Here is a 20,665-nt window from a genome sequence, read left to right as displayed (position 1 = left end):
CAATAGTATAATTATGACTGTGGAAAGCGGAATACATAATCAAAAAAAAATAAAAATTTTTTTGAAACGGACGCAACTTTTTGAACCCATGCTACGTCTAATTGGGTGAGTATGAAACAAAGGGGTACAAAAGCGTAAAGACAAAATTCGCTAAAAAAAATCTTTACTGCATTGTTATCACATTGTATAATACTGGAGTACGTCATAAATGGACGCTTTCTTTCAACTAGATTCCAAGCTTCTGTGATATTGTCACAGATATCATTTTATAAGGGTTCTCATAAAGCTCGGAAAGGAGGTGTAACGACTGATGAGTGACAAGATCCGACAAAAAGACAAAAATAATATTTCTGGTTATATTCAAGGAGGAGAAAAAAAGGTTATGACAAAGTTTAATAAAAAAATGATCAACGTGCTGGCAACAGCAACATTGGTTGCTGGTGTTGCAGCTCCAATCGCAGCACTGACTGCACCAACTGCTATCCATGCATCTTCTAGTTTCACAACTGTGAATACTCCTACTATTAGTGGAAACGCTGAAAATTTCACAAATCTTGATAGCAGAGTGAAAATTACAGTGAGCAAAGCTTCTGTAAGAGATGGATCTTCTTTTACTGTTACTTTGCCTAAAGGTTTTTATTTTAACAGTAGCGATGTTGCGAAAATTGCTGGTGTAACTGGAACACAAAATGGCCCAGGTAGTGTAAGTGATGCTACTTATGGCTTGGGTGTATACGCTGATTTTGATGATAATAAAGATACTGGTATTACAGTTGCTCCAATCATCAACAATTATGACACTGATGGTAAACCAGTTAACGTAAACTCCGCAAAAATCACTTTTACGGGTCAAGATAACATTAAAGATGATGTTACTCTCTTCTTGAACTTTAGTAGAATTAATGTAGCTGGTCCAAGTAACGGTCCAGTTAAAGCAGCTATTGATGCAGCTTCCAATAGCGGTTTGACTAGCGGTGAAATTACAATCGCAAACGTTGTTTCTTCTGGTCAAGTTTCTCTTGCTGCAAACGACACAGTTTCCAGTGAAGATAACTTCACTGCAACATTGAAAGTTAAAGAGGAAACTGCAGGTTCTTTGACAGGTAGTAACTATATCAAGTTGAAATTGCCAAGTGGTTTTAAATGGGATGCTTCCGGTACAGCAGCAATTCTTTTTGGTGATATAAAAGCTGCTGACATTGATGCTAAATCTGATGGTGATACTCTTACTGTAAGATTGAAAGATACTGTGAAAAGCTCTAAACAAAATTCTTTCCAATTGCCAGTTAAATTCCATGTAGATGATGAAACAAATGCTAAACAAGGCGATGTTACTGTTAGCGTTTCTGGTAACGCAACAACTGATGTTAGCTCTCTTGTTGTTGGTAACTATGGCGAAATCGGTGGTGGAGTTACTGTTGCTACTCCAACAACTATTCTTGCTGGGCATGACGAACAAAAAGTTGGCGATATCGTAATTAAAGAAACTGTTGCTAAATCTTTTGTAAAAGGACGTACTGTAACTTTGCGTCTGCCTGAAGGTGCTCGTTGGCAGGAAACTTTCAAGAGTAACAACCCAGGAAACAGCTTCGCTGGTTCTATGGAAAATACCAACGGATTGGGTGGAGCAGAGGTATCTTACACTGACTCTGACAAACGTACTTTGAAACTGACTTTCAACAACCCTAACAGCACAACTGATGCTGGTACTTTGAAACTGAGAAACGTTGAAGTTGCTACGCAACCAGGTTTCTCTGGCGATCTGAACGTTGAAGTTGCTGGTAGCCAAGGTTTGAGCGGTAATGTTAAGGTTGCAACTGTGAAACAAGCAGTTACTCTGGCTGCTGCTTCCAAACCAACCCTGACAATCGGTCTGGGCGATCAACAAGTTGGCGATATCACAATCACTGAAGCTGCTAAAGAAGCTTTCGTTAAGAAAGATGGTAGCCGTGAAGTAATCTTGGAATTGCCAACAGGCGTACGTTTTGCTTCTACTCCAGAAGTAAAAGTTACAGCTGGTGACGTTAAAGTGAAGAGCGTATCTACTGATACTTACGGCGAAAGCAACAAAGGCCGTCTGAGCTTCTACATCGATAGCGAATCTGCTACTCCAAGTACAATCACAATCTCGGCTCCTAAGCTGACTGTTGACCGTACTGTAGCTCAAGGCGACATCGTTGCTAAGCTGAAAGGTAGCGCAGTTTCTTACACTGCATACAAAGGCGCAACTGACAACACTCAAAACTGGAAAGACAACAACACTGCAGCTGCTGAAGTAGCAATCGCAACTGTTGGAACTCCAGCTCCAGGTGCTACTAAAACTAAAGCTGTCTTCACACTGGGAAGCACTTCCTACACTGTGAACGGCGAAAGTAAAACTTCTGATGTAGCTGCTTATGCTGAAAACGGACGCACTTACTTGCCAGTACGTTATGCAGCTGAAGCTTTGGGTGTATCCCCACAAAACATCCTGTTTGACAAAGCAACTTCCACAGTTACCCTGATTAAAGGTGACCGCGTTGCTCAAATCAAACTGAACACAAACCTGTTGACTATTAACGGTTCTGTGGTTCGTATGGACGTTAAAGCTGTAACTAACAAAAACCGTACTGTACTGCCTATCTTCTGGGTGAGCAGAGCGCTGGATGCATCCATCAACTATGATGCAACTGCTAAAACAGTAACTGTTGAAAACAACAACTAATTTAAGAGCAACTCTTTTGAGTTAACTGAATTAGATGAGAAGAGGGTTCCTTTTGGAGCCCTTTTCTTTTATTAGTCTTATTGACAAAGGAGAGAAATTATGAAACGTTTTGGAGTGGCAGTACTGTCCACATTGGTTCTTTCTTCTGCGTTCGCCAGTCTTGCAGGAGCTCAACCAGGTGATATAAAGGTTATTATTAACGGTGTAACACAGCAATATACCCAGTCCCCAGTTGTTAGTCAAAATACAACCTTGGTGCCTCTCCGTGGTGTTTTTGAAAGCTTGGGTGCGAAAGTCGATTGGGACAGCAAAGCTAAAAAAGTAACTGCTTCTAAAAATGAAGATACATTGGCTTTGAATGTTGGTTCCAAGCTTGCTTATAAAAATAGTAATCCTGTACAACTCGATGCAGCAACTCAAATTCAAAAGGGTCAAGTACTCGTTCCTTTACGTTTTGTGAGCCAATCATTAGGCGCCAAAGTAAATTGGGATCAGGCTACACGAACAGTGACCATTTCCAATCAAGCTAATGGCAGTACTACTGACGACCAAACCAACAGTTTGTCCAGTAAGCCTCTCACAACTCCTGTGACTCAAGTTACTTATGATACCTATTATAATGATTCGTTGACCTATGATGATGCAGTCAAACTGGCTATTGCTGATAGTGCTTCAGTGAAAACAGGAGAAGTGAATATTGACCAGGCAGGAAAAATTATGAAAGAAACAGGAAAAAATATTGACTTTGTTCCAGCAGAAGCAGGTAATGAGGCGCAAGATAAAGCTTACAAAGGTTATGCCCAAACGAATCTTAATTATGAGGCAACCAAAAAGAGCCTTGAAATGACCAAAGAAGGTATTGAATATAATGTGAAGGATCTCTATAACAAGCTCCTTCAAAAGCAAAATGCTGTTAAGCTGGCTGCATTGAATATTGAAGATGCTGAACGTAAACTTAAAGTTGCGCAAATCAAGAGAGATAATCAAATGTCGAGTGATTATGAGGTCACGCAAGCGACTAATCAGTTGACTCAAAATCAAGCTGCTTTAGAGAAGGCAAAAAAAGATTTAGATAGTGCATATGTATCTTTGAACCAAGTGATTGGTTACAAACCAGAGCAACGTTATGAATTAAAGGATAAACCTGTATATTCTGAGTTTAAAGATAATGTAGAGACAAAAGTAAGCCAAGTACTTACTAGCAGCACGGCTATTTGGTTGAGTGAGCAAAAAGTGGATTTGGCTGAATTGAGTTTGAAGCTTTATAACTTTAGCACTCCAGGAAATACCCCTTATGAAGCTGAACAACTTAATGTTGAAAAGGCTCAGTATGCTACAGAAGGCACAAAGAGACAACTCGAAGAAGCTGTAAGAACAATTTATAACAATATCAAAGCATTGGAAAGTCAATATTCACAGATTCAAGCTGGCTTGGTGAGTGCTAGAAGTGCGGCTGATATGGCTAAGAAGCAATTTGATGTTGGGTTGGCTACAGAGCTTCAGGTTTATGAAGCTAATTTGAAAGTCACTACTGCTGAGCAACAGGCCGAAGATATAGTTACAAATATTGATACTTTGAAGCTGGCTTTCAATAAGCCTTGGGCTATGCAGGGTTCTTCTGGAGCTAGCGCACAATAATTAAAACTTAACTATACTTGCTATAACCTGCTGTAGGAGGACTTCATGAAATCACGCTATAAAGTATCGTTGGCTGCTGTTTTACTTGGAGGAGGAATTTTGGCTGGCTCTTTGATGAACAATTCAGTAAATGGAGCCTCCAGTTCTGGTCAACCTGGAACAGCTGATGATCCAGTCGTAACCAAAAGCTATGTTGATCAAAAAATTGCTCAGGCCATCAAAGGTGGAGTACCAGCAAGTAACACGAGTAGTAAAGCAACTAGTTCGACTACTCCAGCAACAAACGCTACTTCTAACCCATCGGCGTCAGGAACTTCTGGTGCAGGGAAAACTTCCACACCAGAGCAGACAGAGGCTTTAAAGGTAGTTGATGTAAAGCCTGGTCAAAAACTGATTGCCAAAGCAGGGTCAGAGTTTATTTTACGTAATGGTTATGCCGTTGTGTATAGTATGGATGCCAGTGGTGCTATTGATATTACTTCTGGAACGGAAATTGTCCATAATCAGACTGTCGAAAAAAATCATTTATTATCCTTTCCTAGAGAAGGAAGAGGTATTCAAGTAAAAGAAGGTCAGAAGTTTGGTCTGGTCGTTATGGTACGAGGCGGTTACACTGTTCAGTAAACTGTTTTTGTATATAAGCTGCTTTCGGTGGCTCTTTTTCTTAAATACTGCTTGGGATAGCAAATTGTTCTTGGCTAAATTGAACCTAATCGCTGCACACTAACCCCATGAAAGACAATATGTTTAGTGGAGGGTGTATACGATGGCGTCAAGAGGCCAAAGACGATTAATTCCCGAAAGCCGTGCCAGGTTAGATGATTTGAAGTACGAAATCGCTGCTGAGTTTGGGCTACCAGTTTATAATCCTCAATATACTCATATACATCCCAATGCTGACAGTGAATTTGCTGCAGAATTGGGGGAGTTTGCGGGGGGCCAAAATGTAGCATGGCGTGATTTGACTTCAAGACAGAACGGTTCAGTTGGTGGTGAAATTACTAAGCGACTGATACAATCTGCTGAACGTAGTTTATCTGAATTTGGTACATTGTAAATAGCTATAATTTTCTAGGTTTTTGATTATATAGTAGCGTATAAACTAGGGTTATTTACATGTGAATCGAAAATTGATTTGCATGTAAACTTACCTCAATTTCGAATGTTGTAATTGGGCTGCATGAATTGACACCTTGTTTTAAATAGGATATCATGGCATTTGAGGCTTGTACGCAACCTTTTCCTACCGGAAAAGGTTCATTTTTTATTAATAAGGTAACAAGATATCTCCCGCCATTTGTTGGCTTGAAGGTATCTGAATAATGCCATTGCCATGTCAGGATTTTTTAATAAATCCTCATGTATTTTAATTGTGGGAGGTTGAAATTCATGTCTGTAAAAGGCCGCCATTTGTTCACGTCCGAGTCTGTAACAGAAGGCCATCCGGATAAAATCTGTGATCAGATATCCGATGCTGTATTGGACGCCTTTCTGGCTAATGACCCTAATGCACGGGTAGCATGTGAAGTATCGGTAGCTACTGGTCTCGTTCTCGTCATTGGTGAAATCAGCTCCAAATCGGAATACGTGGATATTCCATCCATTGTACGTAATACGATTAAGGAAATTGGCTATACACGTGCGAAATACGGTTTCGACTATAATACTTGCGCTGTATTGACTTCTTTGAATGAACAGTCGCCGGACATTGCTCAAGGGGTTAATGCTGCCTTGGAAAGCCGTGATCCTGCTGAAGTAGATAAAGAAACGGAAAACATTGGGGCTGGGGATCAAGGATTGATGTTTGGTTTTGCTACGAACGAGACACCTGAGTTGATGCCTTTGCCTATCGCTATGTCTCACCGTATTGCACGACGTTTGTCTGAAGTACGTAAGGATGGAACACTGAATTATCTTCGTCCAGACGGTAAAACTCAAGTAACGGTAGAGTATGAAAATGGCAAACCTGTTCGTATTGATGCTATTGTGGTTTCTACGCAGCATGCGGAAGATACTACTTTGGAGCAAATTCAAGCAGATATCAAAGAAAAGGTTATTTTGCCAGTTGTTCCTGCCGAATTACTGGATGAGCAAACCAAATATTACATTAATCCAACAGGACGCTTTGTTATCGGTGGCCCTCAAGGAGATGCAGGTCTGACAGGCCGTAAAATTATTGTGGATACGTATGGTGGTTATGCGCGTCACGGCGGGGGAGCATTCTCCGGTAAAGATCCAACCAAAGTGGACCGTTCCGCTGCTTATGCTGCTCGTTATGTAGCGAAAAACCTCGTGGCAGCTGGATTGGCAGACAAAGTGGAAATTCAGCTTGCTTATGCCATTGGTGTAGCTACGCCTGTTTCGATTAACGTCGATACATACGGTACGGGTAAAGTAAGCGATGAGAAGCTAGTTGAATTGATCCGAAATAACTTTGATCTGCGCCCAACAGGCATCATTCGCATGTTGGATCTGCGTCGTCCAATTTATAAGCAAACTGCTGCCTACGGTCACTTTGGCCGTACAGATTTGGATGTACCATGGGAGAGCGTAGATAAAGCTGAAATTCTAAAAGAACAAGCGGGGCTGTAATTCCTCGTATATTATCAAAATAAAAACAATAACCCAAAAAGACTGTTTCATGCTTTGCATGAACAGTCTTTTTTTGATGTGTTTCGCTGTTAAGTATGAATTTGCACCGAAGTACCGAATACTGAGTGACTACTCGGATATCGGTGCATGGTCCAATAAATTTTTAAGTAAACGACAAACCTTTTGCAGTTCCTTGTACTGCTCCAAATACGCAAAAAGGGCTTTCAGGAGGCCTTTTTGCGGGTTCGATTTCAGAGCCTCTTCCTTTAAATGAGCGTAGATTTGCTGACACTCTTGTTTCTCCTCTGAACTCCACGAAGACAGCAGTATACTGTCTTCCAAGGAGTGGAGAAGGCTGTTAATTTGACGACCTTGGTCAAAGGGATTACTTAGAGCACTTTCAGGTAACCAGCCTTGCTTGCTCCAGAATAAATGTGGAGCTGAATCAGCATTGTTCAGGCTGGTTGCCAAGGAGCTGGATAAGAAGATAATAAACTGTGTTAGATGTTCAATCGTTTCATCATTCATCCGATCGGCAAAGAAGCGGATATATTCAAACACAATGCTTTTAAGTACAAAGGTCATATCCCATGCATGATCTTCAATGCTCGGACCAAAAATATCAATCAGGCACTCGCGAACCCATCTGTACAATTTGTATTCATGATTCTCGAATGCGTAATTGAGTTGTTCATTCTGAAAAATAAGTATGGAAGGCTCAGGAAGATCCATCATGAGATACACTTTGTTTTCAACGAGATTTTTCAAGTAAAGTACAATAAAACCGTGCAGTTTATCATGCTTAGAAAGATCAGGTTTACTGTAGAGAGCCCGGATGTCTTGTTCAATGTTATTTTCCAGAATGATACACATTTCTAGAGGAAGTTCTTCTTTTCCTTGAAAATATTTATAGAAGGATGCTTTCGCCATCCCACTTTCTTTGGCTATTTCTTCAACAGATGTTGAATAATAGCCTTTTCTGGAGAACAGCCGAATGGCCGCCTGTAAAATATCATTTTTTTTACTTTCCATACATACTTCCCCCTAGGGACCGGCCAACTCGACAGCATCGAATTCACTTTATACATCACAAAGGTTGGTCACGTGTGATAACTGTGTGCTGCTGTTTTTTGAGTTGACGGCGCATCTTGTACTTGGCCATGATCATATACAAGGACGGCACGACAAACAAGGTTAACAAGGTCGAGAATAACAAACCGAAAATGACGGTAAACGCCAGTGGCTTAAAGAGCAGGCTTCCCAATAGTGCTAATGGAATCATACCTACAATAGCTGCCAAAGATGTCAATAAAATCGGTCTGAAGCGAGCAGCGGCCGCCTGTATTACGGCTTCCTTTAATTCCATTCCTTCATGTCGTGCATCCTCGATAAATTCAATTAACACAATCCCATTCCGCACAACAATGCCCGCGAGTGCAATAATTCCCATGATGCTCATAAAACCAATAGGCATACCGGTCAAGAAAATACCAATAATCCCGCCGGCTGCTGCCAGGTACACGGTCGTCATAATAATAATAGGAATGGAGAGAGAATAAAATTGCATAGTAATCAAGAGTAAAATGAGCAAGACTACAACGATCGCCAGCTGTCCTAAGTCCTTGAATATGGTCGATTGGTCAGAGGTTTCCCCACCAACCTCCCATTTGTAGCCTTCTGGGAACTTCATTTGCGCCAGCTTACTTTCAACATCAACCATCGCTTCGCTTGCAGTTCGTCCGTTCAAATCGGCTTCCACCGTAATCGTCCGCTCCATATTGTAATGCTTGATTTGCTGAATAGCAAATGACGGCTTAATCTGGACAAGCTGGTTTAATGGAATTTGCTTACCCGCTGCATTAACTACACTTAATTGTTGGAAAAGCTTACTTGGTTCCTCGTCGCTGTGATTCAAATACATTTTAATATCTACCAGACTGTTTCCAGTATCAAATTGGCTGACTTGGGCCCCTTCTTTTAATAGAAGCAGGGTGCGAGTCAAATCTGTGTAGCTTACCAGGTATTGATCCATCGCTTGTTTGTTGACCTCAAGGTCCAATGCATATCGTTCAATTCCTATATCATCCACGATGCCTGTTGTGCCCTCTACTGTCGCGATCTGCTCCTTTGCCTTCTGGGCAAGGGTTTGCAGTTCATTCAGATCCTGACCTGAGATACGAATAGAAACGGGCTTACCCACTGGAATCCCGAGACGAGGAACATACATCGTAACTGTAACTCCAGGGTAGGATTTCTTAACATGTTGTTCCCAAGCATCAACTGTCGTATTGAGATCGAATACGTTTTCTTTGCCGACGACAGCAATCTGCCCCACCGTTTCGTTATAACTAATATTTCCACCCGAACTATTAATGTCACTAAACAGTTGTGGGGCAGTCCCTCCAGCGCTGTAGACGACCTTGGAAGTTTCAGGTTGCTTTTTCACCCAGCCTGCAAGGTCTTTAACGACCTGGTCGGTTTCCGCAATTGAAGTGCCTACAGGCATTTTTACATTTAGTGCAACATGAGGATCTTCCGACTCAGGAAAAAGTTCAACTGAGGTAAAGGGAACTAATCCATAGGCGGCTGTTCCAAGCATGAGTCCGATCATGGCTGTCAACAAGGGACGCTGAATGACCTTAGGCATCAGTTTTTGTGAATAGAGCTTGTTTAAAGAATGAATCTGCTGGCCGAGCAAGCCTGCTGGTTTAGATTTACCCTGAGGGTGACGAGCCTGTCTGCGCTTCTCATACCATTCTCGAAAAATAGGGATGATGGTGAGCGACATGATCATAGAGGCAAGCATGGTCAGGGAGACAATAGCAGGAATAGGTTTAATAAAGGCACCTACATTTCCAGGAAGAAACAACAATGGCGCGAAAGCTGAGATGGTAGCCAGAGTTGCAACCAAAATAGAAAGCATGACCTCTTTGGTACCTTTTACAGCTGCGACTGAGGGTGATTCTCCTAATTCCGTAAGTCTACGCTCAATATTATCATTTACAACTACGGCATCATCCACGAGTATGCCGAGTACGATGATCAGACCGACAACGGAAATCTGATTTAGAGTGATGCCGAACATAGGCAAAAAGATAATGGCAATCGAAACCGAAATAGGAATGGCCAGTGCAACAAATGCAGAGGTGAGCAAATTCAGCCCCAACATACAAACGAGAATAACGGCCGCAATCGCAAGAATCGTTTCACGCTTTAAGTCGTCAAAGATATGGCTTACCTGATCCTTTTGTGCAAAAAGAGTTTGAAAGTGAACACCTGCGGGAAGTGTTTTCTCCAGTTCTTTGAGCTTGGTATTGACCTTTTCGCTCATAGAAGGGATGTCTGTGCCTGTTTCTGCTCCAATACTTAGCGTAATCGCCGGTTTACCCTCTACATAGGCAAAGTATTCTGTATTAGGATGTGCCAGCTCGGTTGTGCCGACATCTCTCAAATATACAGGATTACCTTCTTTGGTGCGTGTCAAAAGGACCTGATTCAATTCATCAGCTTTTTCGGTCTCGCGAACAATAAGTTGATAGGTACGTCCGTTGTATTCAATATTACCAGTAGGAACCCGATCAATTTGAGACTGGACCGCTTGAGCTACTTGTCCCCATGACAGCTGGTATTGCTGAAGCTTCTGGTTGTCAATATGAACACGTACTTCTTGATCAGGGAGACCATTGAATTTGACGCTAGATACGCCAGAAATGGTGTTGAGCTGATCTTTCCAAGTTGTTGTTAAATCATTTAGTTTATACAGTGGTGCGGAAGAGTCAGCTGTTAGGGCATAGGAGCCGATAAAAGAGCTGGTTAGCTTGTCATTTACAACAGGCACTTCAGCGCCTTGAGGAAGATCAGCTTGTGCATCCTGCACTTTTTTACGCATATTATCCCAAACCGTTTGAGGATCAACTCCGTTTTTGGATTCGATTAAAATAGAGGAGAATCCGTTACCAGAAGTCGAACTAATCGTTTTAACACCTTCAACTTCCTTAATGCGTTTCTCCAGCTCTTTGGTTACGGTTTGTTCTACTTTTTGTGGTGAAGCACCGGGGTAGACTGTTGTTACCATAGCATTCTGTATGGTGACATCCGGCATTTCCTGCTGTGGTAACTGGAAAAAGCCGAAGATTCCGACCAAAATCAGCATGACAAAAAACAGCAATGTAATTTTTCGTTTTTTTACGATGTACTCAATCATGGGCGTCCGCCTTCCTCCGACTGAATCGCATTTCCATCAAACAGGTTTTCTGCCCCTTTAACGATAATACGTTCGCCTTCACGAAGTCCCGATACGATTTGCAACTGATTATCTACAACCTGATTACCAAGCTCCACAGGGGTTTTAACAGCTCTTCCTTGAATGTCTTTGAAAATAAAAGGCTTGCTTCCCGTGTTAATGACTGCTTCGGCAGGAACGAGAATCCCATTCTTGTCGGTCACCTGTTGAGCAGCTTTAATGACCTGACCAGGTAACCAGTCTCGCTGTGGATTGTTTATAACAATCTCTACGTTAACCCTTCCCGTGTCGGTGCTGGTCGAAGGATAGACGTTAGACACCGTACCTTGACGAGTCTCTTCATAGAGCGCCACTTCTACTTGTTGACCCTTTTTCCAATCCTTAATTTCACTATCTGGTACAGGAAGCAGTACTTTGAGGCGGTCGATGGAGCCTATGCGATAGACGGCTTGCCCTGACGCGACCAAATCACCTGTATTCACGATTTTGTCTAAGATTACACCGTTCACAGGAGAGATTAGACGTGTACGTGAAAGTGCAAGTTCTGCCTGCCCCTTGGCAACAAGGGCTTTTTCGTAGTTGGCATGGGCTTGTTTTTGGGAAGCTGCAGCCTGTTCACTGGCCGCAAGGGCTTTGCTTTTACCTGCAAGCGCATCTTGAAAGGAAGCTTGGGCGGATTGATGATCTTCGGCTGTGGCTCCTTCCAGCAAAAGGGACAGGGATTCCTTGGCTTGTTCTAGGTCTTTCAGGGCTGCGGTAGCATTCAGGCGAGCATTTTCATTATCTGATGCGGTAGCAGCTCCTGCCTCAAATAGCTTCTGTGTACGCTCGCTATCCGTCTTGGCCTTGTTATAAGCGCTTTGTGCCTTATCTACAGTAGCTTGCGCTTGTTGTTTCTCTTGAGCACGTGCGCCTTTATTGACCTTGTTAACATTCGCGCGAGCTCCTGTAATGCCGGCATCGGCGGATTGAATCGCGGAGGTAGCAGCCTGTAAATTAGCCTGTGCGTTATCAATACCAGCCTGTGCCTCCAAGATGGAGGCTGTCGCCTGTGCCACCTGAAGCTTGTAGTCAGCGTCATCCAGACTAGCAATAACGGCGCCCTTCTGTACAGCAGTACCGACAGTGAGATATGCACTGGCTACAGTGCCTCCATTTTGGAAAGCCAGTGTGTTCTCCTCATAAGCCTGAAGAGTGCCTGACAAGTTATAGGCCGTTTGAAGTGGCGTGGATTTGACGATTGCGGTGCGCACAACGGTTGGCTGTGCAGATGAGCCTAGAGCGGCATCTTTTTTTTCTGTAGAACATCCGGTCATTGCGATGCTCAGGGATAAAGTGAATATGATGATGGCCCGTTGTTTATTCATGATTATCAATCCTTCCGATAGGGTCATAATTGGAGTTGTGAACTAATCAGTATTATTTGAACTATTAAGTTCAAATGTATTATAGTGCGCCGATATTGCATTCGTCAATTCGTCGTTTTAGATTTTATGAATTAGTTGACGGGATTTTCGTAACTTTTGCCTATATAATAAGTCTATTAACATAAGAGGATTTTTTTGTTTATTGATAGAGTACACGTGCGGAATAAAACCGTTTGAATACACTGGAGATGGGAGCTATTATCCAAATGTTTTTAAGTAATAAGAAACAGAGTGAAGTGAAAGTAAATGGTAGAGGAATTGCTAAAAGATGGGCCGTGTTAACACTGGCAGGGGTATTATGGGTCGGTCCGGTTGCTGGAACTGGGGCTCTAATCCCCTTGAATGGTTGGATGTCTGCTCCAATCGCAAGTGCAGCCTCTGGTTCAACTGTAAAATTGGGCGAAGAGATCATTACTTCGGGTGCAACATTATTGAAATATCGTTTTAAAGGGTCCAAAGGAACAGCGCTGGCTGATATCATTCGAGTGGACTTACAAAATCCGTACGTCAAGCTGGATGTCATGACGGGGAAGAATGGACAGTTTACGACCCGTCAGAGTACAGGTGGCATGGCAAAAGAGACCGGGGCGGTTGCTGGTGTAAACGGAGATTATTTTAATACCTCCAGCGAGGGAGCGCCGATCGGTGGACAAGTATCCAAGGGTGTGTTGATGTCTACTCCGTCTGATTTAACGGGTATGTATGCCTTTGCTGTAACCAAGGATGGTTCTCCCATGGTGGAGCAGTTTACTTTTGAAGGTACAGTAAAAGCTGGAGATGGGTCGTCCTTCTCTTTGGCGGGGATGAACAAGGCTTCGTATTCGCCTGAGACGAGTGGGGGCGGCTATAGCCACTCTAATGCTATGTATATTTATACATCTGCTTGGAAAGCGATTGAGCGGCCCAAAAACAGTTCGACAACGCCCACCGAGATATTGGTACAAAATGGTGTGGTTACACAAGTCTCCGACAATGCTACGTTGAATATGACCGTTCCGCAGGATGGCTATATTTTACGTACTCATGGTAAAGCTGCTGATTATGCCAAAGCGCATCTGACCGTGGGACAGACGGTAGAAACAAGCTATCACCTTCGGGTTAAATCGACAGGGAGCGAAGTAGATCCTTCTAACCTTCAAATGATGATTGGTGGACATACCATATTAGTAAATGACGGTCAGAAAACCTCTTTTTCTCGAAGCACAACAAGCATAGGCGGGACGCGTGCGCGTACAGCTCTGGGATATTCTCGTGACAAGCGTTACGCTTATGTCATTGCTGTTGAGAAGAATGGGAACAGCGTTGGTGTATCCCTGAGCGAGTTGCAAACGCTGATGAAAGATATTGGCGTCTGGAAGGGTATGAACCTTGACGGGGGCGGCTCTACCACCATGGTGACTCGTGATTTGGGAGATACGACAGTGGGACTTACGTTCAATACAGAATATGGCACAGAGCAACGTAGTATTGTAAATGGAGTGGGGGTATATACCAATGCTCCTAAAGGAACGCTCAAAGGCTTCACCATCAAGGGCAATAAAACGTTGCTGATTGGTCAGACCGGAAGCTATTCCTTCAAAGGTTATGACAATTACTACAATCCATTCGATACCTCGAAAGTACAAGTGACGTGGAAATCCAGCAATCCGGCTGTTGTTTCAGTGAGCGGCGGTGCTGTAAAGGGAGCCAAACCGGGAACTGCTACTTTAACGGCATCCAGTGGCTCAGCCAGCGCTACAACCAAGGTCACGGTGCTTGGAGCAGATGAAATTTCATCACTTACCGCTGGCACTGGAAGTGGCTCGCTTACCGCTGGAGCTAAAATCGCTGTACCGGTAACGGCAAAGACAAAAGATGGACAGAGTGTCAGCATTACGTCAGATGCGCTCAAATGGGAGTTCATCGGCTTTAAGGGAAGTGTCAAGGACAATCAGCTTACGGTAAATACAGTGGATGCAGGCGTGAAAACGGGCTATGCCATCGGTCGCTATGATGGTTTCAGCGCTGTCGTCTTCCTGTCTGCTGGCGGAGCAAGTACAAACAACTGGGAGAACTTCGAAAATGTTTCGTATCCGGTTGATTTTACTTCGAATGTGGAAGGTGTTACCGGCACAGCGGCTGTTGTACAAGGAGATGGCGACCATGCCAATTCCAGAGTGCTGGAGCTGAACTACGATATGACGAACGGCAGTGGTAAAATGTATGCTTACGCTCAATTGAACGGCACATCCGGGAAAACGCTTGAACAGGCGGCTGCTTCTATCTCAATTGATGTCAGAGGGGATAAGAGTCTGAACTGGCTGCGTGCGGAGCTAGAGGATGCCCAAGGCAAAACAGCATATATTGATCTCGCTAAAGTGATCGACTGGAACGGCTGGAAAACCATTAACGCAGATATGAGCGGTTTGAATATTTCGTATCCGGCGAAGCTGAAGCGTCTTTATGTGGTCAATGTAGCAGAGGGTCAGGACGAGCGTGCTAAAACAGGTAATGTTGCTTTTGATAATATTTCTTTTAATACACCAGGAACGGTCGGTACAGAAGGACTCAAAAAAGGAACAGCTCAAATGACGATTGGACAAAAATCAATGACGGTGAACGGAACGCCGACCACGATTGATGCCGCTCCGATGACTCGCGATGGTTCAACGTATGTTCCGATCAAGTATGTACTGGACGCATTTGGCGGACAAGCCAAATGGAATGCGGGCGATCAGCGGATCACCATTATGCGCGGCGGTGTGCTGATGGATTTGACCGTAGGGAAAAAAGAAGTTGTTCTGAACGGGAAGCGTCAAAGCACTGATGTTGCACCCATTGTGCTAGGAGGTAGGACTTTAGTCCCATTGAGACTCGTTTCTGAGCAGTTAGGAATGACTGTAAAATGGGAACAAGAAACGAAGACCATCACCCTCCAGTCATGATATGGTATGATATATACTTGAAATGCTAGGATTGGAGTAGAACATTTGTGGACTTTCAAGCCGATATCATAGACCGAGTCATTAAAAATGCCATCCAGGTGATGGAGAACAGCAAATATCAGATGTTCGAAATATTGGACACGGCCCGGACCGAGCTGGTCACGTTAAATCAGGAGCTCCAGAGCGTCTTGAAGGAAACAGCAGAAACGATCGAAAAGGTGGACCAGCTGGAAATGAACTATCGGCGGTCCCGCATTCGGTTGACTGAGGTCAGCCGCGACTTCGTTCGCTATTCGGAAGAGGATATCAAGCAGGCTTATGAGAAGGCAACACAGCTTCAACTCGATGTGATGATTTTCCGCGAGAAGGAAATGTATCTCAAAGCCAGAAGAGATGATCTTCAAAAGCGGGCCAAAAGTGTCGAGGCTTCTGTCGAGCGCGCCGAAACCATCGGTTCGCAGATGGGGGTCGTGCTGGAATATTTGTCGGGTGAATTGGGGCAAGTGACGCGGATCATCGAATCGGCCAAAAACCGGCAGTTTATTGGTCTGAAAATTATTTTGGCTCAGGAAGAGGAGCGCAAACGTATATCCCGTGAAATTCACGATGGACCTGCGCAGCTCCTTGCGCATCTAGTGCTTAGGACGGAAATTGTGGAAAGAATGATCGCCAAGCAGGAATTTAAGATGGTTCAGGACGAAATAGTAGACTTGAAGAAACAGGTTCGCTCCAGTCTTGAGGAAATGCGAAAGGTCATTTTCAATTTGCGTCCTATGGCCCTGGATGACCTGGGACTTATTCCGACGCTCCGGAAATATGTGCAGGATTTTGAAGAAAAAACGAAAATTAGATCGCTTTTTGAAACAAGGGGCAAGGAACACCGTCTCTCTTCCGCGATGGAAGCAGCCATTTACCGTCTGATCCAGGAAGCTTTGACCAACGCTGCCAAGCATGCTTATCCTACCTATGTGCTTGTTGAGATTACCTATCAGGCGCAGCTTGTAAAAATCGTGGTGCAGGATAATGGTTTGGGCTTTAAGCCAGAGCTTTTTCAGCAAAAAAGCAAAGATCATGGGCATTTTGGTCTGATTGGTATGCGGGAAAGGGTTGAACTGCTCGAGGGGAGAATGGAGATCGAATCAGCTGAGAATCAAGGCACCAAGATAGTGATTCATATCCCAACCAACGTGGAAAAGGGAAAGGAGTAACAACATGGAAAATCAGGAAATTAGCAATGCACCCATTAAAGTTCTCTTAGCGGACGATCATCAGTTGTTCCGTGAAGGACTTAAACGTATTTTGAATATGGAGGACGACATTGAGGTCATCGGAGAATGTGGCGATGGTATTCAAGTGTTGGAATTCTGTAACGTAGAGAAACCAGATATTGTTCTGATGGACATTAATATGCCAATTGAAAATGGTGTAGAGGCAACCGAAAAACTGCGTGAGATGTTCCCGGATGTCAAAGTTATCATTTTATCCATTCATGATGATGAAAGCTATGTATTCGAGACGTTGCGCAAGGGAGCCAATGGTTATCTGTTAAAAGATATGGAGGCCGAGTCCCTCATTAATGCAATTCGTTCGGTTCATGAAGGATATGCGTTTATCCATCCGAAGGTAACGGGTAAGCTCATTCAGCAGCTTCGCCGGATGACCTACCTGAATGAAACAGGGGCTATGGCTGAAGGTCATACGAAGGAAGCCGGCGTGAAGTTTGTCGCAGGTGAAAATAATCCATTGACCCGTCGTGAAGCTGAAGTGCTGCGTCTGATGGCTGAAGGTAAGAGCAACAAGATGATCGGTGAATATTTATTCATTAGTGAGAAAACAGTCAAAAACCATGTCAGCAGCATTCTGCAAAAAATGGAGGTTGATGACCGTACACAAGCAGTTATTAACTCAATTAAATATGGATGGGTTACGCTGTAAAGTGTAGTCTTTCCATGAATTAGATGATGCAGCTGCTAATAGATATGAATGCTATACCGCCTTTCTTTGGGAGCGATATGTCCGCTCATACGGAAACCCAGTACATAACCGTGACACCTCTTCCTGTTATACGGCATATATTGTCGCTATAGGAGGAGGTGGAACCCTCGTGACGGCTCACTTGGTTTGGATATTGCTTATATACGGTGTGGGAGCCGCAGTCGTTCATCTTATGTATATACGACAGGCGGTTCAGGCTTATCACAATGGTGAAGATTCACGCGCAATATCTCCGGGTCATCGCGCGACTCGCTATATTGTGATTACGTCCAATGACGGAGATCGTGTGGAATGGGTGATGCGTTCGCTGAACATACTTGCCTGGCTACACCGGAGGCCGCTACATGTGACAGTACTGGATGATGAATCTATGGACGATACGCTACCGATTCTGACACGGCTACTACGCTATAGTCATATGGATGTTTCAGTCATTTCAAGTCGTTTTTCACCGGGGAACCCGGTCTTACCGAAGTCAGGCGGTGAAAAGCAGGTTGTTATTGATCTTAGAACGGTCAAGTCGTTGGCGGACGCCCCATTTGTTCCTTAGCGATAGGGGATTGTGGACATCGTGGTTAAAATCGGATATAAATGTTTTAAAACAGTTGCATAGGCAAGACGACAGGGATTTCGTTGAGATCTACTTGATGTGAAGCACACTTCAGGCTATTAGCCATAGGAGTGTGCTTTTTTGCTGTTCTCTGGGGTAACAAGAACCGCAAAAATCATGAATGGGAGGAGCAGGGGAAGGTGAAGATTGCAGTATATGCAGTGAGGTATAAAGGGAATTGGACTCTCCGATTATCTGCGGATATTCGAGTAGATATGACATGGTGGATGAATCAAGATGAGGGGCAGGAGAATGTTGTCGAAAGATGGGTGTTATTAGGAGATGAGCTTCCCTTGTCCTGGGGGACAAAGTTGTGCGAAACATTTAAGGAATTGGCAGATATGGAGCGATGGGGAAAAGGGCAGTGGTGGGCTTATATTCTCGCACAGCTAAAAAGTGAACTGGCTCTTGAGCCTTTTGATGGTGAACGAATTTTATCTGGAGGAGTAGAAAATATATGCATTTGGGATCATGTACAAGGGTGGACTTCCTGCACAAAAGGTGGGGATGAGGGACGGGAAACAGACGGAGTTTTACGTTTTTTTCAAAAAAGGAGTCTCATCACGGGAATTGATGGATTGGATAGGGAGTGTTTAACACGACAAGCGAATGAACTGGCAAATTTGTTGTTAGGACGCCAGTTACTCGTTCCGGAAGTCGAAGCGCTGCTGGCAGAGGCAGCGCCAGGTTTGGAGCATACTTGGCGATCCGCTGCACAACTTGCATATCTGCAAGGCCGACTCTGCTTTGCTGCTGGCCTCGCTCCAGCACCACGTACGCGCTGGTCTGCCGCGCGTACGCATGAACTTCGCTGCAATCGTTGTGGCAGCGGGATAGTGCACCGCACGAGCTGCGCATCGTGCGGACGTAAGGCGTGCGCTTACTGCGAGACATGTCTCGCACTCGGGCGCAGCCGTGAATGCTCGCTGCTGCTTCGTGGCGTAGCGAAACCCGTCCTGCCGTGCACAGCAGGCAGGGCCCCGGCGACGGAACTCGACCGCTGGGGGCTGAGCCCTGCACAACGTGCCGCCGCCGAAGCGGCGCTGCGCTTTTTGGCCGCACCGCACGGCGAAGTGCGGGCTCGTTTTCGCCCGGAAGGCCGTGGGCTCCGGGCGTTGTTCCGGCGCGTTAGGGTTGCGCGCCGGGGATCAGATGCTGCCGCTTCGCAGGGCAGCAACCTTGCCCGCAGCAAGCAGTCTTCGCCAAAACCTGGCGAAGGTGCGAGACATAACGCTGATCGGCAGGTACCTGATACCACGGTAGAACGTTTTCTGCTCTGGGCTGTAACAGGCGCAGGCAAGACGGAAATGATGTTTCCGCTTTTGCAATATGTGTTGGACCACGGAGGAACGGCACTTGTGGCAACACCACGCCGTGATGTGGTACTGGAGTTAGCGCCTCGTTTGGCCATCGCTTTTCCCGATGTGAGCATGGTGACGCTCTACGGGGGAAGCGCAGAACGGTGGCAAAGGGGACAGCTTACACTGGCAACGACACATCAGCTATTGCGTTATCGTCAAGCCTTTGATTTGGTTGTGATTGATGAGATAGACGCGTTCCCTTATCACAATGATCCTATGCTTGCCTTTGCTGCACGAGCAGTATGTAAGCCGAAGGGAAAGTTTATCTATTTGTCTGCTACACCTCCGCAATCCTTGCAGAAAGAGGCTGCACGCGGTCTACTGCCACACACCAAGGTTCCCGTTCGTTTTCATCGTCACCCTCTACCTGTCCCATTTCGTCTGGAGACTGCTTCAGTGCAACATTGGCTGCAAAAAGGTCGGCTTCCCGCATCCTTTATTCAACGCCTACGCGTATCCATACAACGTGGGGCACAGGTTTTCCTGTTTGTGACACGAATCTCACATATTCAGGGACTTGTGAAGCTGCTGATTAAACAATTACCTGATGTACCTATTGCAGGCACCTCCTCACAGGATGAAGAAAGAACCTCTAAAGTGCGCTTATTTCGAGCTACTGAAATACGTGTGCTGGTTACAACGACTATTTTGGAGCGAGGGGTAACTGTTCCACGGAGTGATGTGTACGTATTAGACGCGGACAGCAGTCTTTTTGATGAAGCCGCTCTTGTCCAAATGGCGGGTCGCGCAGGAAGGTCCAAGGATGACCCATGTGGAGGTGTTATTTTTACATCCCCCCAATGGACTCGAGGTCAAAAGAGAGCAATTAGACAGATTAAACGTATGAATGCACTGGCTCGGAAAAGAGGATACCTGAAGGAGGCGAAGCACTAAATGCATTAAATAAAAAAAGTTTTTTTGGAAATGTGAAACCTGAAACAAAGTCGGTACGTAAACTACCAAGAAAGGTGCATTCTGGTATGGGGATGATTCCAACAACCCGTCTATTTTTGAATTGGTTATTCCATCGCAAGTCCCAAACATGTATGGCTTGCGGCACTCTCACAGGGCGTTTTTCCGAATTTCCCGGAATTTGTACTTCTTGTTCGCTTCAAATTCCTTGGGTTTACAATATTCGTTGTGTTTATTGTGGACGTCCGACGTGTTGCCC

General features: G+C 44.5%; 13 protein-coding genes. 10 read left to right on the top strand and 3 right to left on the bottom strand.

Annotated features, from left to right (window positions below; translation table 11 throughout):
* Positions 1-310 precede the first annotated feature (310 nt).
* The 5 genes from AOU00_RS10270 (at position 311) to metK (ending at position 6,934) form a co-directional block, all read left to right on the top strand.
* Positions 311-2,704 (top strand): copper amine oxidase N-terminal domain-containing protein, encoded by a 2,394-nt coding sequence (locus AOU00_RS10270; protein ID WP_061831638.1) that lies wholly within the window; start codon positions 311-313, stop codon positions 2,702-2,704.
* A 99-nt stretch (positions 2,705-2,803) separates the two neighbouring features.
* Positions 2,804-4,342 (top strand): stalk domain-containing protein, encoded by a 1,539-nt coding sequence (locus tag AOU00_RS10265; RefSeq protein ID WP_061831637.1) that lies wholly within the window; start codon positions 2,804-2,806, stop codon positions 4,340-4,342.
* A 45-nt stretch (positions 4,343-4,387) separates the two neighbouring features.
* Positions 4,388-4,966, top strand: coding sequence for a hypothetical protein (locus AOU00_RS10260; RefSeq protein WP_061831636.1), 579 nt, complete (start codon positions 4,388-4,390; stop codon positions 4,964-4,966).
* Between the two features lie 142 nt (positions 4,967-5,108).
* Positions 5,109-5,399, top strand: coding sequence for an alpha/beta-type small acid-soluble spore protein (locus tag AOU00_RS10255; RefSeq protein WP_061831635.1), 291 nt, complete (start codon positions 5,109-5,111; stop codon positions 5,397-5,399).
* Positions 5,400-5,731: 332 nt separating this feature from the next.
* Positions 5,732-6,934: a methionine adenosyltransferase gene (gene metK, locus AOU00_RS10250; RefSeq protein WP_013312298.1), complete on the top strand. Its 1,203-nt coding sequence runs from the start codon at positions 5,732-5,734 to the stop codon at positions 6,932-6,934.
* A 129-nt stretch (positions 6,935-7,063) separates the two neighbouring features.
* Here metK and AOU00_RS10245 read toward each other — a convergent pair whose 3' ends face one another.
* Genes AOU00_RS10245 through AOU00_RS10235 form a run of 3 tightly spaced genes read right to left on the bottom strand, consistent with a single transcriptional unit; the run spans position 7,064 to position 12,544 of the window.
* Entirely contained in the window at positions 7,064-7,966 is a 903-nt protein-coding gene (locus AOU00_RS10245) for a TetR/AcrR family transcriptional regulator (protein ID WP_061831634.1), read from the bottom strand.
* Positions 7,967-8,021: 55 nt separating this feature from the next.
* Entirely contained in the window at positions 8,022-11,138 is a 3,117-nt protein-coding gene (locus AOU00_RS10240; RefSeq protein ID WP_069290534.1) for an efflux RND transporter permease subunit, read from the bottom strand.
* Positions 11,135-12,544, bottom strand: coding sequence for an efflux RND transporter periplasmic adaptor subunit (locus AOU00_RS10235; RefSeq protein WP_069290533.1), 1,410 nt, complete (start codon positions 12,542-12,544; stop codon positions 11,135-11,137). Before AOU00_RS10235 ends, AOU00_RS10240 begins: the two co-directional genes overlap by 4 nt.
* Before the next feature lie 266 nt (positions 12,545-12,810).
* On the opposite strand from AOU00_RS10235, the gene AOU00_RS10230 reads away from it, so the two are divergent.
* The 5 genes from AOU00_RS10230 (at position 12,811) to AOU00_RS10210 (ending at position 20,388) form a co-directional block, all read left to right on the top strand.
* Positions 12,811-15,528 carry a stalk domain-containing protein gene (locus tag AOU00_RS10230; protein ID WP_069290532.1) on the top strand — a complete coding sequence of 906 codons (2,718 nt, stop codon included), beginning with the start codon at positions 12,811-12,813 and terminating at the stop codon, positions 15,526-15,528.
* 47 nt (positions 15,529-15,575) lie between these two features.
* A complete protein-coding gene (locus tag AOU00_RS10225) occupies positions 15,576-16,736 on the top strand; it encodes a sensor histidine kinase (protein ID WP_013312293.1) in 1,161 nt (386 codons plus the stop codon).
* A 4-nt stretch (positions 16,737-16,740) separates the two neighbouring features.
* Positions 16,741-17,463, top strand: a complete 723-nt coding sequence (locus AOU00_RS10220) for a response regulator (protein WP_007432713.1) — start codon at positions 16,741-16,743, stop codon at positions 17,461-17,463.
* A 169-nt stretch (positions 17,464-17,632) separates the two neighbouring features.
* A complete protein-coding gene (locus AOU00_RS10215; RefSeq protein ID WP_061831630.1) occupies positions 17,633-18,073 on the top strand; it encodes a hypothetical protein in 441 nt (146 codons plus the stop codon).
* A 200-nt stretch (positions 18,074-18,273) separates the two neighbouring features.
* On the top strand, positions 18,274-20,388 hold the full coding sequence (locus tag AOU00_RS10210) for an ATP-dependent helicase ComFA (RefSeq protein ID WP_069290531.1): 2,115 nt from the start codon (positions 18,274-18,276) through the stop codon (positions 20,386-20,388).
* The last annotated feature ends 277 nt before the right edge of the window (positions 20,389-20,665 follow it).

The organism is Paenibacillus polymyxa, from assembly GCF_001719045.1.
In the GTDB taxonomy this organism is placed as follows: domain Bacteria; phylum Bacillota; class Bacilli; order Paenibacillales; family Paenibacillaceae; genus Paenibacillus; species Paenibacillus polymyxa_B.
The sequence above is the reverse complement of the archived record's forward strand: the minus strand, read 5'-3'. Positions and strand labels throughout refer to the sequence as shown.